12 protein-coding genes are annotated in these 13,384 nt (G+C 65.8%); 7 read left to right on the top strand and 5 right to left on the bottom strand.

All coding sequences use genetic code 11. The features are described from left to right. Window positions 1-10: 10 nt before the first annotated feature. Window positions 11-904 carry a dihydrodipicolinate synthase family protein gene (locus tag WH367_RS01570; RefSeq protein ID WP_339533893.1) on the top strand — a complete coding sequence of 298 codons (894 nt, stop codon included), beginning with the start codon at window positions 11-13 and terminating at the stop codon, window positions 902-904. A gap of 41 nt (window positions 905-945) precedes the next feature. On the opposite strand, the gene WH367_RS01565 is transcribed toward WH367_RS01570, so the two are convergent. Further along, entirely contained in the window at window positions 946-1,914 is a 969-nt protein-coding gene (locus tag WH367_RS01565; RefSeq protein WP_021025186.1) for a LysR family transcriptional regulator, read from the bottom strand. A gap of 272 nt (window positions 1,915-2,186) precedes the next feature. On the opposite strand from WH367_RS01565, the gene WH367_RS01560 reads away from it, so the two are divergent. The 4 genes from WH367_RS01560 to aldA are packed head-to-tail and all read left to right on the top strand — an operon-like array spanning window position 2,187 to window position 6,987. Continuing rightward, window positions 2,187-3,485 carry an MFS transporter gene (locus WH367_RS01560; RefSeq protein ID WP_339533890.1) on the top strand — a complete coding sequence of 433 codons (1,299 nt, stop codon included), beginning with the start codon at window positions 2,187-2,189 and terminating at the stop codon, window positions 3,483-3,485. Between the two features lie 24 nt (window positions 3,486-3,509). Beyond that, on the top strand, window positions 3,510-4,697 hold the full coding sequence (gene rhmD, locus WH367_RS01555; RefSeq protein WP_339533888.1) for an L-rhamnonate dehydratase: 1,188 nt from the start codon (window positions 3,510-3,512) through the stop codon (window positions 4,695-4,697). A 46-nt stretch (window positions 4,698-4,743) separates the two neighbouring features. Then, window positions 4,744-5,544, top strand: a complete 801-nt coding sequence (locus tag WH367_RS01550) for an HpcH/HpaI aldolase family protein (RefSeq protein ID WP_116927021.1) — start codon at window positions 4,744-4,746, stop codon at window positions 5,542-5,544. 9 nt (window positions 5,545-5,553) lie between these two features. Then, window positions 5,554-6,987, top strand: coding sequence for an aldehyde dehydrogenase (aldA, locus tag WH367_RS01545; RefSeq protein ID WP_339533885.1), 1,434 nt, complete (start codon window positions 5,554-5,556; stop codon window positions 6,985-6,987). A 110-nt stretch (window positions 6,988-7,097) separates the two neighbouring features. Here aldA and WH367_RS01540 read toward each other — a convergent pair whose 3' ends face one another. Further along, window positions 7,098-7,685 carry a TetR/AcrR family transcriptional regulator gene (locus WH367_RS01540; RefSeq protein ID WP_339533883.1) on the bottom strand — a complete coding sequence of 196 codons (588 nt, stop codon included), beginning with the start codon at window positions 7,683-7,685 and terminating at the stop codon, window positions 7,098-7,100. 88 nt (window positions 7,686-7,773) lie between these two features. Between WH367_RS01540 and WH367_RS01535 the strand changes: the two genes are divergently transcribed. Continuing rightward, window positions 7,774-9,057 (top strand): MFS transporter, encoded by a 1,284-nt coding sequence (locus tag WH367_RS01535; protein ID WP_339533881.1) that lies wholly within the window; start codon window positions 7,774-7,776, stop codon window positions 9,055-9,057. Between the two features lie 25 nt (window positions 9,058-9,082). Here the strand turns inward: WH367_RS01535 and WH367_RS01530 are convergent, their stop codons facing one another. Genes WH367_RS01530 through WH367_RS01520 form a run of 3 tightly spaced genes read right to left on the bottom strand, consistent with a single transcriptional unit; the run spans window position 9,083 to window position 12,308 of the window. Next, entirely contained in the window at window positions 9,083-10,096 is a 1,014-nt protein-coding gene (locus tag WH367_RS01530; RefSeq protein WP_339533879.1) for a Bug family tripartite tricarboxylate transporter substrate binding protein, read from the bottom strand. Further along, complete coding sequence (locus WH367_RS01525; protein ID WP_339533877.1) at window positions 10,093-11,109, bottom strand: NADPH:quinone oxidoreductase family protein; 1,017 nt, start codon at window positions 11,107-11,109, stop codon at window positions 10,093-10,095. The genes WH367_RS01530 and WH367_RS01525 overlap by 4 nt, the downstream gene beginning before the upstream one ends. A 14-nt stretch (window positions 11,110-11,123) precedes the next feature. Then, the gene (locus WH367_RS01520) at window positions 11,124-12,308 is read right to left on the bottom strand and encodes a CaiB/BaiF CoA transferase family protein (RefSeq protein WP_339533875.1); all 1,185 of its coding nucleotides are present in this window, start codon (window positions 12,306-12,308) and stop codon (window positions 11,124-11,126) included. Window positions 12,309-12,459: 151 nt separating this feature from the next. Here WH367_RS01520 and WH367_RS01515 point away from each other — a divergent pair, with 151 nt between their 5' ends. Next, on the top strand, window positions 12,460-13,383 hold the full coding sequence (locus tag WH367_RS01515) for a LysR family transcriptional regulator (RefSeq protein WP_021025196.1): 924 nt from the start codon (window positions 12,460-12,462) through the stop codon (window positions 13,381-13,383). The last annotated feature ends 1 nt before the right edge of the window (window position 13,384 follow it).

Here is a 13,384-nt window from a genome sequence, read left to right as displayed (position 1 = left end):
GGAAAGAAGAATGTTCAAAGGTTTGAGTGCGTTTCCGCTGACCCCGATGGATGAGAGCGGCATCGATATGCCGGCATTTGCGCAGCTGGTGCAGCGCCTGGTGGCGGCCGGTGTCGATTCCATCGGCGCGCTGGGCTCTACCGGCAGCTATGCCTATCTCTCGCGCGCCGAGCGGGCCCAGGTGGCGGCGCTGGCGGTGGAGCAGGCCCAGGGCGTGCCGGTGGTCGTGGGCATTGGCGCGCTGCGCAGCCGCGATGTGCTGGACCTGGCCGATGACGCCCAAAAGGCTGGCGCCAGCGGCCTGCTGCTGGCCCCGGTCTCCTACCAAAAACTGTCCGATGACGAGGTCTATGGCCTCTACCAGGCCGTCTCGCGTGCGGTGTCGGTGCCCATCGTCGTGTACGACAACCCCGGCACCACGCGCTTTGAGTTCAGCGATGCGCTGCATGGCCGCATTGCGCAGTTGCCCCATATCGCCTCGATCAAGATCCCCGGTGTGCCGGCCGATGCGGCCGAGGCCAAGGCGCGTGTGCAGCGCCTGCGCGCTGTCGTGCCTGCCCATGTCAGCATTGGCGTCAGTGGCGATGCCTTGGGTGCCAAGGGCCTGGTCGCCGGTTGCGATGCCTGGTACTCGGTCATCGGTGGCCTTTGGCCCCAGACCACCTTGGCGATCACGCGCGCTGCGCTGGCTGGCCATGCGGAGCAGGCGCTGGAGCTGTCCGAGCGCCTCGCGCCGCTGTGGTCCTGGTTCCAGCAAAAGGGCGGCAGCCTGCGCTCGGTCGCCACCGCTGCCGAGCTGATGGGCCTGGCCCGCTCGCCTTGCCTGCCGCTGCCGTTGCACACCTTGCAGGGGGAGGATCGCGCGGCATTCGCAGCGCTGTTGCAAACGCTGGATCTGGCCTGATCACGGCGACGACTGGCCGCTGACAGGCCAGCGGCCAGTGCTCAAGCCGCCAGGCGCCTGGCCTGCGCGCGCAGCAGATCCATAAAGTTCTGCTGCTCCTGCGAGGCCTCCTGGTCCTTGCGTGTGAGCATGCCAAACGGGGCCATCGGCACATCGATCTGCACCGGCAAGGTCTTGACCAGGCCCATGCGCAGATAGTCCTTCAAGGCTGAATCCGACAGCAGCATCACCGCGTCCGTCAACTGCACCAGTTGCTGCATCGAGTAGACGGAGCTGCACTCGGTGATATCGGCCGGCACCGGCAGCTCCAGGCTTTGCAGCAGCTGGTCCAGCGCGATACGCGCCGGCGTGCTGGCGGGTTGCAAGATCCAGGGCCAGTCGCGCACCAATTCCTCCCAACTCAGCTTGCGGCGCCGCGCCAGAACATGGCCGCTGCGCACCACCACCAGCAGGCGCTCATTGCCCAGCGCTTCAAAGTCGTAGGCCTCGCTGTCGCCAGCAATGCGGCGGCGCGCAATGGCCAGGTCAATGCGGCGCTGGTCCAGCAGGCGCAGCACCTGGTCGCTGGTGTCGCCCATGATGCGCAAGCGCAGCTGCGGGCTCTGCGCTTTCATCTGGGCCACGGCCGTCATCACCAAGTCGGGCGCTGCGCCCATGATGGTGCCGATCGCCAGGTAGCCATAACCGCCTTGGCGGCGCACCGCCAGGTCCTCGGCGCAGCGGTCCAGGCTGTTGAGCGAGGCCTCGGCAAAGCGCACCAGCTGCAGGCCCAGCGCGGTGGGGCGCATGCCGCGCGGCAGGCGCTCAAACAGCTGGCAGCCAAACATGTCTTCGATCTCGCGCAGCATGCGCGTGGCAGCCGGTTGCGACATCGCCAGGCTGATCGATGCGCGGTGCAGATTCAGGCTCGACCCCAGCGCCACCAGCATGTGCAGATGCTTGTAGCGCAGGCGGTTGAGCAGGCTGCGCTGCAGCGGTGGTGCGGCCGATAAAGCGGGTTTTGCTGGCATAAATAAAAGGTATCGGATATGACTGAAATTTGATTTGTTAGGCATCAATCATGCGCGTACATTCAGCTCCATACAAGAACGAATGACCTTTTAGGAGACAAACATGAACGCCATCGCGCACACTTTTTTCCGACCTCCCGCCTCACGACGGCGCTAGCGCAAGCCGCGCCCCATCGGCGCTGGCTTGCCAGCGCCGCCTTCTCCTTTCTCGCTCCCGCAGCGCCCGCCATTTGGCAGGCGCGCAGGCCGCGCATTGTCTTTAAGGATTTGTCGTGAAAAAACTCCCCGCTCCCTTGCTCGCCAAGATCTCCTGGCGCCTGCTGCCCTTCTTGCTGCTGATGTACATCATGGCCTTTCTGGACCGGGCCAATGTGGGCTTTGCCAAGGTGGCCTTCCAGGCCGATACCGGCATCAGCGACGCCGCCTTTGCGTTTGGCGCCGGTGTGTTCTTTGTCGGTTATGCGCTCTTGGAAGTGCCCAGCAATCTGATCATGCACCGCATCGGCGCGCGCATCTGGATGTGCCGCATCATGGTCACCTGGGGCCTTGTGTCGGCCGCGATGATGTTTGCCCATAACGAGACCACCTTCTATGTGCTGCGCTTCCTGCTGGGCGTGGCCGAGGCGGGCTTCTTCCCCGGCGTCATCCTGTACCTCACCTACTGGTTCCCCGCCGCGCACCGGGCGCAGGCCATGGGCTTTTTCTACTTCGGCGCGCCGCTGGCCTTTATCTTTGGCAGCCCCTTGTCGGGCCTGCTGCTGGAGCTCGATGGCATGGGCGGCTGGCATGGCTGGCAGTGGCTGTTTGCGGTCGAAGGCCTGATGGCTGTGGCCGTCGGTATCTGGTCGTATTTCTACCTCACCAACCGCCCGGCTGATGCCCAGTGGCTGAGCGCCGACGAGCGCCGCCAGGTGCAGGAGATCATCGACAGCGAAGAGCGTGCCAAGGGCGGCCACCAGCACAGCCTGCTCGCTGCCATGTGCCAGCCGCGCGTGCTGTACCTGGCCCTCGTTTATCTGCTGATCCAGGCCAGCGTCTACGGCGTGGTGTTCTACCTGCCCAGCCAGGTGGCGGGCCTCTTGGGCACCAAGGTGGGTCTGCAAGTCGGCCTGGTCTCGGCCATCCCCTGGCTCTGCGCACTGCTGGCGGCCTGGTGGGTGCCCGGCTTCGCCCAGCGCAGCCAAAAGCCCCGCAGCGTGGCCAGCATGACCCTGGTCGTCGCAGCCATCGGCATGGCCGCATCGGTGAGCTTTTCCAGCCCGCTGCTGGGCGTCGCAGCCCTGTGCTTTGCGGCGGCAGGTTTTATCGCGGTGCAGCCGGTGTTCTGGACCTTTCCTGCCAACACGCTGGCTGGTGCCGCTGCTGCGGGTGGCATTGCGCTGATCAATTCGCTGGGCGCCGTGGGCGGCTTTGTCGCCCCCATCGTCAAGAACTGGGCCGAAGGCCATTTCCACTCACCCGCCGCAGGCCTGTACCTGCTGGCAGGCACAACGGTACTGGCAGCGCTGCTGGTGCTGGGCATCCGGGCCCGCATGGCGCCCACGGCGCTGCAGCCCCAGGCCGCTGCCTAAATTGCATAAGGAGCAAACACCACCATGAGCCAGATCCCCACCATCAAGCAAGTACGCGCCTATACCCTCAAAGGGGGCGGTGCCGACTACCACGACCAGGCCGATGGCCACTGGATCGACGACCACATCGCCACGCCCATGGCCAAGTACCCCGAGTACCGCCAGAGCCGCCGCAGCTTTGGCATCAATGTGCTGGGCACCCTGGTGGTCGAGATCGAGGACAGCGCAGGCAATGTCGGCTTTGCCGTCACCACCGGCGGTGAGCCCGCAGCCTATATCGTCGAGAAGCACCTGGCGCGCTTTCTGGAAGGCGCCAAGGTCACCGACATCGAACGCATCTGGGACCAGATGTACTGGTCCACCCTGTACTACGGCCGCAAGGGCATCGTGATCAACACCATCTCCGGCGTGGACCTGGCGCTCTGGGACCTGCTGGGCAAGGTGCGCGGCGAGCCGGTGCACCAGCTGCTGGGCGGCGCGGTGCGCGATGAGCTGCAGTTCTACGCCACCGGCGCGCGCCCCGATCTGGCGCAGAAGATGGGCTTTATCGGCGGCAAGATGCCCCTGCACCATGGCCCGGCCGAAGGCGAAGAAGGCCTGCGCCGCAACCTGGAGGAGCTGGCCACGATGCGCGAGCGGGTGGGCCCCGATTTCTGGCTGATGCTGGACTGCTGGATGAGCCTGGACCTGAACTACGCCACGCGCCTGGCCCAGGGTGCGAAGGAGTATGGCCTCAAGTGGATTGAAGAGGCGCTGCCGCCCGATGACTACTGGGGCTATGCGGCCCTCAAGAAGAACGTGCCCATCGGCATGCTGGTGACCACCGGCGAGCACGAGGCCACGCGCTGGGGCTTTCGCCAGCTGCTGGAGATGGGTTGCTGCGACATCATCCAGCCCGATGTCGGCTGGTGTGGCGGCATCACCGAGCTCTTGAAGATCTCGGCGCTGGCCGATGCCCACCAGGCGCTGGTGATTCCGCATGGCTCCAGCGTCTACAGCTACCACTTTGTGGCCACGCGCCACAACAGTCCCTTTGCCGAGTTCCTGATGATGGCGCCCAAGGCCGACGAGGTCGTGCCGATGTTCCATCCGCAGCTGCTGGGCGAGCCGGTGCCGGTGCAAGGCCGCATGCGCCTGTCGGCGCTGGACAAGCCCGGTTTTGGCGTGGAGCTGAACCCGGCTTGCGAACTGCACCGCCCCTACACCCATTGATAACCATTGCTGGGCCCGCGCTGACGGCCCACCCAGGAGACAGTTTATGGATTTGCCATTGAACCCTTTCAAGGCCGCGCTGCGCCGCAGCGAGCCGCTCTACGGTATCTGGGCCGGTTTTGCCACGCCCTATGCGGCCGAGATCATCGCCACCACCGGCTACGACTGGATGCTGGTGGATGGCGAGCATGCGCCCAATACCGTGCCGACGCTGCTGGCGCAGCTGCAGGCCGTGGCGCCCTATGCCACGCACCCGGTGGTGCGGGCGGTGCATGGCGATGCGGTGCTGATCAAGCAGTTGCTGGACGCTGGCGTGCAGACCCTGATGGTGCCGATGGTCGAGACGGCCGAGCAGGCCCGCGCGCTGGTGCAGGCCATGCGCTACCCGCCGCATGGCATCCGGGGTGTGGGCGGGGGCCTCACCCGCGCCACGCGCTGGGATGCGGTGCCCGACTACATCCGCACTGCGCATGAGCAGCTCTGCCTCATCGTGCAGATCGAGTCGCGCCTGGGCGTGGAAAACGCCGCCGAAATTGCGGCTGTCGACGGTGTCGATGCCGTCTTTATCGGCCCGGCAGACCTGTCCACCGGCATGGGCCATGCGGGGGATGCCAGCCAGCCCGAGGTGCAGGACTGCATACGTCGCACCATCGAGACCACCTTGGCCCATGGCAAGGCCTGCGGCATTCTGGCGCCGCGCGAAGAAGATGCGCGCCGCTACACCGACTGGGGCTGCCGCTTTGTGGCCGTCGCCATCGATATCAGCCTGATGCGCCAGGCCGCTGTGGCCAACCTGGCGCGCTACCGCGCGCCCACCCAGCCCGCCATTGTCTCTACCACCTACTGAGGACGACCCATGCCCACAACCCCTGTTTTGCGCAACTACATTGCTGGCGCTTTCACGGACAGCGCCGAGCTGCACGAGGTGCGCAACCCCGCCACGGGCGCGCTGCTGGCGCAGTCGCCGCTGTCAACCCAAGCCGAGGTGGACCGCGCCATTGCAGCGGCACGCGGCGCGCAAAAAGCCTGGGGCCGCCGCCCCGCCATCGAGCGTGCGCAGTACCTGCGCCGCATCGCCGCCCGCCTGCGCGAGAACGTCGCGCGCATCGCGCGCACCATCACCGAGGAGCAAGGCAAGGTGCTGGGCCTGGCCGAGGTGGAGGTGAACTTCACGGCCGACTACCTGGACTACATGGCCGAATGGGCGCGCCGCATCGAGGGCGAAGTTATCAGCAGCGACCGGGCCAACGAGCAGATCTTTCTGCTGCGCAAGCCGATGGGTGTGGTCGCTGGCATCCTGCCCTGGAACTTTCCCTTCTTCCTGATCGCGCGCAAGATGGCGCCGGCGCTGCTGACGGGCAACACCATCGTCATCAAGCCCAGCGAAGAGACCCCCATCAACTGCCATGCCTTTACCGAGCTGCTGGCCCAGTGCGAGCTGCCCGCTGGCGTGTTCAATGTGGTCTATGGCCAGGGCGGTACCGGTGGTGCGCTGTCGGCCCATGCCGGGGTAGACATGATCAGCTTTACCGGCAGCGTGGGCACGGGAGAGCGCATTGCTGCCGCCGCTGCGCCGCACATCACCAAGCTCAACCTGGAGCTGGGTGGCAAGGCGCCCGCCATTGTGCTGGCCGACGCCGACCTGGACCTGGCCGTCAAGGCCATCCGCGATTCGCGCATCATCAACACCGGCCAGGTCTGCAACTGTGCCGAGCGCGTTTATGTGCAGCGCCAGGTGGCCGACGAGTTCACTGCACGCATCGCCCAGGCGATGGCCGCCACCCGCTATGGCGACCCGATCGCGCAGGCCGATGTGGAGATGGGCCCGCTGATCAACCAAAAGGGCCTGGACAGTGTCGATGCGAAGGTGCGCCGTGCGCTGGCCGATGGCGCGCAGCTGGTCACTGGCGGCCAGGTGGCCGATCTGGGTGCCGGCTTTCACTACCAGCCCACCGTGCTGGCCGGCTGCCGTGCGGACATGGAGATCATGCGCAAGGAAATCTTTGGCCCTGTGCTGCCGATCCAGGTGGTCGAGGACCTGGACGAGGCGATTGCGCTGGCCAATGACTGCGAGTACGGCCTCACGTCCTCCCTCTACACCCGCGATCTGTCCAAGGCCATGCAGGCGATGCGTGAGATCGATTTTGGCGAGACCTACATCAACCGCGAGAACTTCGAGGCGATGCAGGGCTTCCATGCCGGCGTGCGCAAGTCGGGCGTGGGCGGTGCCGATGGCAAGCACGGGCTCTACGAGTACACCCATAGCCATGTGGTGTACCTGCAGTCCTGATCGAGCAGCCACCCTGAGGTTGAACAGCCTCCGCTATCCGCCGTAAAAGAAGGCCGCCAACCCGGGTTACCCAGGTTGGCGGCCTTTTGCATTGGGCGCCATGGGGGCGGTCAGCGCTTGGCGCTCAGCCCTTCCACCACCACGCGCACCTGTTGCAGCACCTCATCGGCCAGTGCAGGATCGGCCTTGACGACGCCGCGCGAGATGGCCATGGCGCCCACCAGGGCGGCGACCAGCGTGCTGGCCAGCGCCTGGCGCTGCTGCGGGTCAGCGCTGTCCGGCAAGGCGGCCTCGATGCCGGCGCGCAGCTCGGTAAAGCCGTCGCTGAAGCTGCGGCTGACGGCCTCGCTTTGGCGGCCGGCATCGCAGGCGGTAGAGACCAGCGGGCAGCCCCGCGTCATGTCATCGCGCACCTGGGGGTTCAGGTAATTGTCCAGGTAGGTGGCCATCGCGTGGTCGCTTCGCTCGCTGGCTTGCTTGACCCGGCCAAAGCCTTGTCCAAACCCATAGGACAGCGCCTGGGCGGCCAGGTCCTGCTTGTCGCTGAAATGCTTGTACAGCGCGCCCTGCGTCAGGCCCGCCTGCTGGCAGATATCGGCCACGCCCGTGCCGTCGATGCCGCGTTCCTTGAACAGGGCAGCGGCGGCATCGAGCAGTGCCTGGCGGTTCTGTTGCGCTTGTTCCTTGGTGACTTTCATCGCAAATACCCTGCTTGAAGCTGTGCTTGACAGTTTTTGATTGTGATCGCTATCATTGTAACTCCTCCGTCGATAACCTCCAAATAACATGCTCGCTTCCCGACTCGCCGTGCTGCTCCAGCGCCATGGCATCCATTACGCCTGGGTGATTGCCGCCATCACCTTTTTGGCCATGCTGGTCACCTCGGCGGCCCTGGGCCTGCCGGGGGTGCTGATGCAGCCGCTGGCCGTCGAGTTTGGCTGGAGCGTGCGTGATCTGTCCTCGGTGTTTGCGACCCGCTTTGCGCTGTATGGCCTGCTGGGGCCCTTTGCCGCCGTCATTTTGCTGCGCTATGGCGTGTCGCGCGTGGTGGCGCTGGCCGCAGCGGTGATTGCCAGTGCCCTGCTGCTGGGCCTCATCATGCGAAACCTGGGCCAGGCCTTTGTGCTCTGGGGCATTGTGCTGGGCATGGGCACGGGCCTCACCGCGATGGTGCTGGGCGCGACGGTGGCCAACCGCTGGTTTGTGCAGCGCAAGGGCCTGGTCATGGGTTTGCTGGCGGGCAGCAGTGCCACCGGCCAGCTGCTGTTTTTGCCCGCCGCTGCATGGCTGATTGCGCAGTACGGCTGGCGCTGGGCGCTGCTGCCAGTTGTCGCGGCCTCGGCCGTGGTGCTGGTGCTGGTGCTGCTGTTCATGCGCGACAGCCCGGCCCAGATGCAGCTAACCCCTTATGGTGCTGACCCGGCCGCAGCGCCTGCCGCCCCTGCGCCCCGCGCCAGCTGGGGCCTGCCGTTCAGCACCTTGGCTGCGGCGGCCAAAGTGCCGGCGTTCTGGATTCTGGCGGGCACCTTCTTTATCTGCGGGCTCAGCACCAATGGGCTGATCCAGACCCACTTTGTCTCGCTCTGCGGTGACTATGGCCTGGGGCCCGTGCCAGCCGCCTCGGTGCTGGCGATGATGGGTATTTTTGACCTGGTGGGCACGACCTTGTCGGGCTATCTGTCGGACCGCTATGACAGCCGCAAGCTGCTGTTCTGGTACTACGGCCTGCGCGGGCTGTCGCTGTTCTGGCTGCCGTACTCCGAGTTCACGATTGCCGGCCTGTCGCTGTTTGCGGTGTTCTATGGCCTGGACTGGATTGCGACGGTGCCGCCCACCGTCAAGCTGGTGGCCAGCGAGTTTGGCCCCGAGCGCGCAGCCCTGGTGTTTGGCTGGGTGTTTGCCGCCCACCAGCTGGGTGCGGCCGTCGCTGCCTACGGTGCAGGTCTGGCACGCTCGGTGCTGTCGTCCTACTCGCCCGCGTTGTTTGTCGCAGGCGCCGCTTGCCTGGTGGCGGCAGCGGCGGTGCTGTGGGTGCGCAAGCCGGTGGTGGCCATGCGCGCCGTGGGCTGACCGGTCCAGCGCCGGGCGCCCTGGCTCAATCGGCCCTTGCGCCCGAGCGTTTCACAATCTCGGCCCATTTCTTTTCTTCGCTGCGCATATAGGCCAAGAACTCCTGCGGGCTCGACCCCACCGGCTCGGCGCCCATGCGCTGGTACTGCGCGGCCACCTCGGGCTTGCGCAAGGCCTGCTGCGCAGCCTGGGCCAGTTTATTGACGATCTCGGGCGGCGTGTTCTTCGGGGCCCAGAGGCCATACCAGGTGCTGGTCGCATAGTCGGCAATGCCCGATTCCTGCATCGTCGGAATCTGCGGCAGCGAGCTCGAGCGCTTGGCGGTGGTAACCGCCAGCGCCTTGAGCTTGCCCGAAGTGATAAAGGGCATGGCCGAGGGCATGGAGTCAAACATCAGCTGGATCTGGCCGCCCATCAAATCAGTGAGCGCCGGCGAGCTGCCCTTGTAGGGCACATGTTGCATCGCAATACCGGTCTTGAGCTTGAACAGCTCGCCCGACAGGTGCTGCGACGAGGCATTGCCGGCCGAGCCAAAATTGATGCTGGCTTTGCTCTTTTTCAGGTAGGCCACCAGCTCCTGCACGTTCGACACCGGCAGCTCGCTGTTGACCACCAGCACCAGCGGCACATCGACGATCTGCGTGATCGGCGCAAAGTCGTTGAACGAGTCATACGGCACCTTGTCGTAGACCGAGGGGTTGATCACCTGCAGCGAGGCATTGGCCAGCAAGGTGTAGCCATCGGGCTGGGCCTTGGCGACCTGGGCCGCGCCCACCATGCCGCTGGCGCCGGGCTTGTTGTCGATGAAGATGGTCTGCTTGAGGCTCTCGCCCATCGAGATGGCGACGAGGCGCCCGACCAGGTCGGTGGGCCCGCCGGGCGGGTAGGGAATCACCAGCTTGATGGTTGAGGCCGGGTAATCGGCCGTCGATGCCGCATGGGCGGCGGGCAGGCCGCTGCCCAGCAGGGCCAGCCCTAAGCCGGTCTGCAGCAGCGATTGCAGGGCCTGGCGGCGCTGCGGTGCGTGGCGTTGTGTCATGTCTTGTCTCCTTGTATTTGTAGGGCGACCTTGCCCAGCACCTCGCGGCTGTGCAGCGCGTCCAGCGCCTCGCACAGCTCGTCCATGGCGTAGACCCGCGAGATGTCGGGGTGGATGGCGTCGCGCTGGGCCATCTCCAACAGCGCGGCCATCATGGCCTGCATGGCAGCGGCATGGCGCTGGCGCTCGTTGGCGGGCGTCCAGCCGATGTACTGGCCATAGAAAAAGCCGTGGATCGTCAGGTTCTTGACCAGTGCGATATTCATCGGCACCTTGGGGATCGTGCCGCTGGCAAAGCCGATGATGACGATGCGCCCGTTCTGCGCGGTGCAGCGCAGCGCCTGCAACAGCAAGTCGCCACCCACCGGGTCAAACACCAGGGTTGCGCCTTTGCCGCCGGTCACCGCCTTGACCTGCTCGATCAGGTGCTGCGGATCGACCGCATGCTGCGCGCCATGGCGCAAGGCGGCCTGGCGTTTGTCTTCGCTGCTGGCGCAGGCAATCACCTGCACACCGGGCACCTGGGCCGCCAACTCGACGGCTGCCGCGCCCACGCCCGAGCCCGCACCCAGCACCAGCAGGCTGTCGCCCGCCTGCAGCGCAGCGCGCCAGTGCAAGGCGGTGTAGGCCGTGCCGTAGGAGATCGGCAGCGCCAGTGCGCGCAGTGGATCGAGCCCCGCCGGCACCGCATACACGGTGCTGGCATGTACCTTGGCCTGCTGCGCATAGGCGCCCCAGTCGCAGATAAACACGACCTGGTCGCCTACCTTTACATGGCTCACAGCGCTGCCGCATTGCAGCACCTGGCCCACACCTTCGGTGCCGGGCACAAAGGGCAAGGGCGGGGTCTTTTGGTACTTGCCTTCAATCAAAAGGCCAGTGGCGTGGCTGACGGTGGCATGGCGCACGTCGATCAGCACCTCGTCGGGGGCCAAGGCGGTGGGGGGCGCGGTGGTTTGGACGGCGGTCACATCGCGGGGCAGGCCGAAGCTGCGGCAGACAATGGCTTTCATGGCTGCGGCTCCTTTCACAGGCCCACGATTTGGCGGGCCGCCAGCGCGCCGATCTCATCGGGCGCCAGGCCCAGGCTGCGCAGAATCTGCTGGCTGTCGGCACCAATGCGCGGTGCGGGCAACGGTGCATCGGGCTTGGCCGGCCAGGGGGTGGCGGCCATCAGCACTTCGCCAAAATCGGGCTGCTGCAGGGTCTTGAAGGTGGCCAGGTGCTGCGCCTGGGGGTGCTGCACCACATCGGCGGCGGTGTGCACTACGGCATGCAGCACGCTGTGCTGGTTGAACAGCGCGCGCAGCTCGGCCAGCGATCGATCTGCCACAGCGCGGGCCAGGTCGGCATGCAGCACCGCCTTGTGCTGCAGCCGCAGCGCATTGCTGGCAAAGCGCGGGTCGCTGTCCCAGCCGGCCAGGTCCAGCGCCTTGCCAATGCGCAGAAACTGCTCGTTGTTCAGCGCCAGAATCGTCAAACGGCCATCGGCCGCATCAAAGATGCCATTGGGCGCGCTGACGGCCGCCTTGACGGTCTGGCCGCCCAGCACCTCTTCCGACAGAGCGGTCGATTGCAGCGCGCAGCAGACATTGAACAGGTTCAGCTCCACATGCTGGCCCTTGCCGGTCTTCATGCGCTGCAGCAGCGCCGCAGTGCAGGCCTGCGCGGCATAAACGCCGGTGGCAATGTCGGCCAGCAAGAAGCCGATGCGCTGCGGCGCGCCCTGCGCATCGCGGTTGCTGTTCATCAGCCCGGTGTCGGCCTGCATCACCGAGTCCGTGGCCGGGTTGTCGGCAAAGGGGCCGTCCGCGCCATAGCCGCTGATCGACACATAGACGGGTTCCAGCCCCAGCGCCTGGAGCGCGGCAAAGTCCAGGCCCAGGCGCTCTACGACCTGCGGGCGAAAATTCTGCACCACCACATCGGCGCTGCGTGCCAGCTGCAGGATCAGCGCCTTGCCCTCGGGGTGCTTGGCATCGACCGCCAGGCTTTGCTTGCCGGCGTTGTAGGTGCTGGACAAGGTGCTGTGGCCATGGCGGGCCACCCCTACATGGCGGCCCCAGTCGCCCTGGGCGGGCTCGATCTTGATGACCTCGGCCCCCTGGTGGGCGAGCAGTTGGGCGCAGTAGGGGCCGGCCACGCCCTGGCTCAAATCCAGGACCTTGAAACCGGCGAGCGGGGTAAACCCCAGTGTTGACTCTGGCGTCACGTATTTGTCTCCATGCTTTGCCCGGGCTATGCGACAGGATGCCGGGCGTTTGTTGTGAGACCCATGGTAGAAACAGGAGGCCGCTTTGGGAACTGCCAAAGCACAGCCATCAGTGGTGATTCAGAATCAACAATCAAAAGGGAAGCCGGCCATGGACCTGAACCTGGTGCGTTTGTTTGTGGCGATTGCCGAGTCGCGCAACCTGAGCGATGCGGCCCAGCGCTCGGGCGTCACGCGCTCGAACGTGTCGCGCCGGCTGGCGCTGCTGGAGCGGCAGTTTGGCGCGCAGCTGCTGCGCCGCACCACGCGGCATATGGAGCTGACCCAGGCCGGCCGCATCCTGCATGGCCAGTGCCTGCAGGCCCTCAATGCGCTGCAAAGCGCCCAGCTGCAGATCGATCAGATCCACCAGACCATCAGTGGCGAGATCCGCGTGCGCATCCCCACCGGGCTGGGGCATTTCCACCTCAAGCCGCTGATCCTGGATTTTTGCCAGGCACACCCCGATCTGCTGCTGCGCCTCGTCATCAACGACCAGATCCATGACCTGGTGGCCTCCAAGGTGGACCTGGCAATCCACATCACCTCGGCGCCGCTGGAAGACCATGTGGCCACCCGCGTCTGCGGCATTGAGTGGGGCCTGTTTGCCACCCCGGCCTATCTGCGGGCCCTGGGCCTGGCGCTGCAAACCCCGCAGGACATCAAGCACGCCCGGCTGCTGGCGCCCCTCAACATCCACCACCGGCTGGAGTTTTGGCGGCACAGCGATGGCCTGCATGAACAGGTGCAGAGCACGCCGTCGATCCAATCGGGCGACTACCAGTTCCTGTTCAATGCCGCGATGGCCGACCTGGGCGTGGTGCTGCTGCCGTATTACGCGGTGCGGGATGCCATCGCCCAAGGCAGCCTGGTGCAGGTGCTGGGGGGCTTTGGCGTCAAAGGCGTGGGCGATGCGCTCTACATCGTGCGTGCACCCAACCGCCAGCCCTCAGCGGCGACCCTGGCGCTGATCGAGCTGCTGGTCTCATCGATCCAGAAGATGGCGCCGGGCTGGCGGCTGGGCACGGCGCTTTGAG

The organism is Comamonas sp. MYb21, assembly GCF_037479395.1.
In the GTDB taxonomy this organism is placed as follows: Bacteria; Pseudomonadota; Gammaproteobacteria; order Burkholderiales; family Burkholderiaceae_C; genus Comamonas.
Note: the sequence above shows the minus strand (reverse complement) of the source record. Positions and strands in the feature narration are given on the sequence as shown.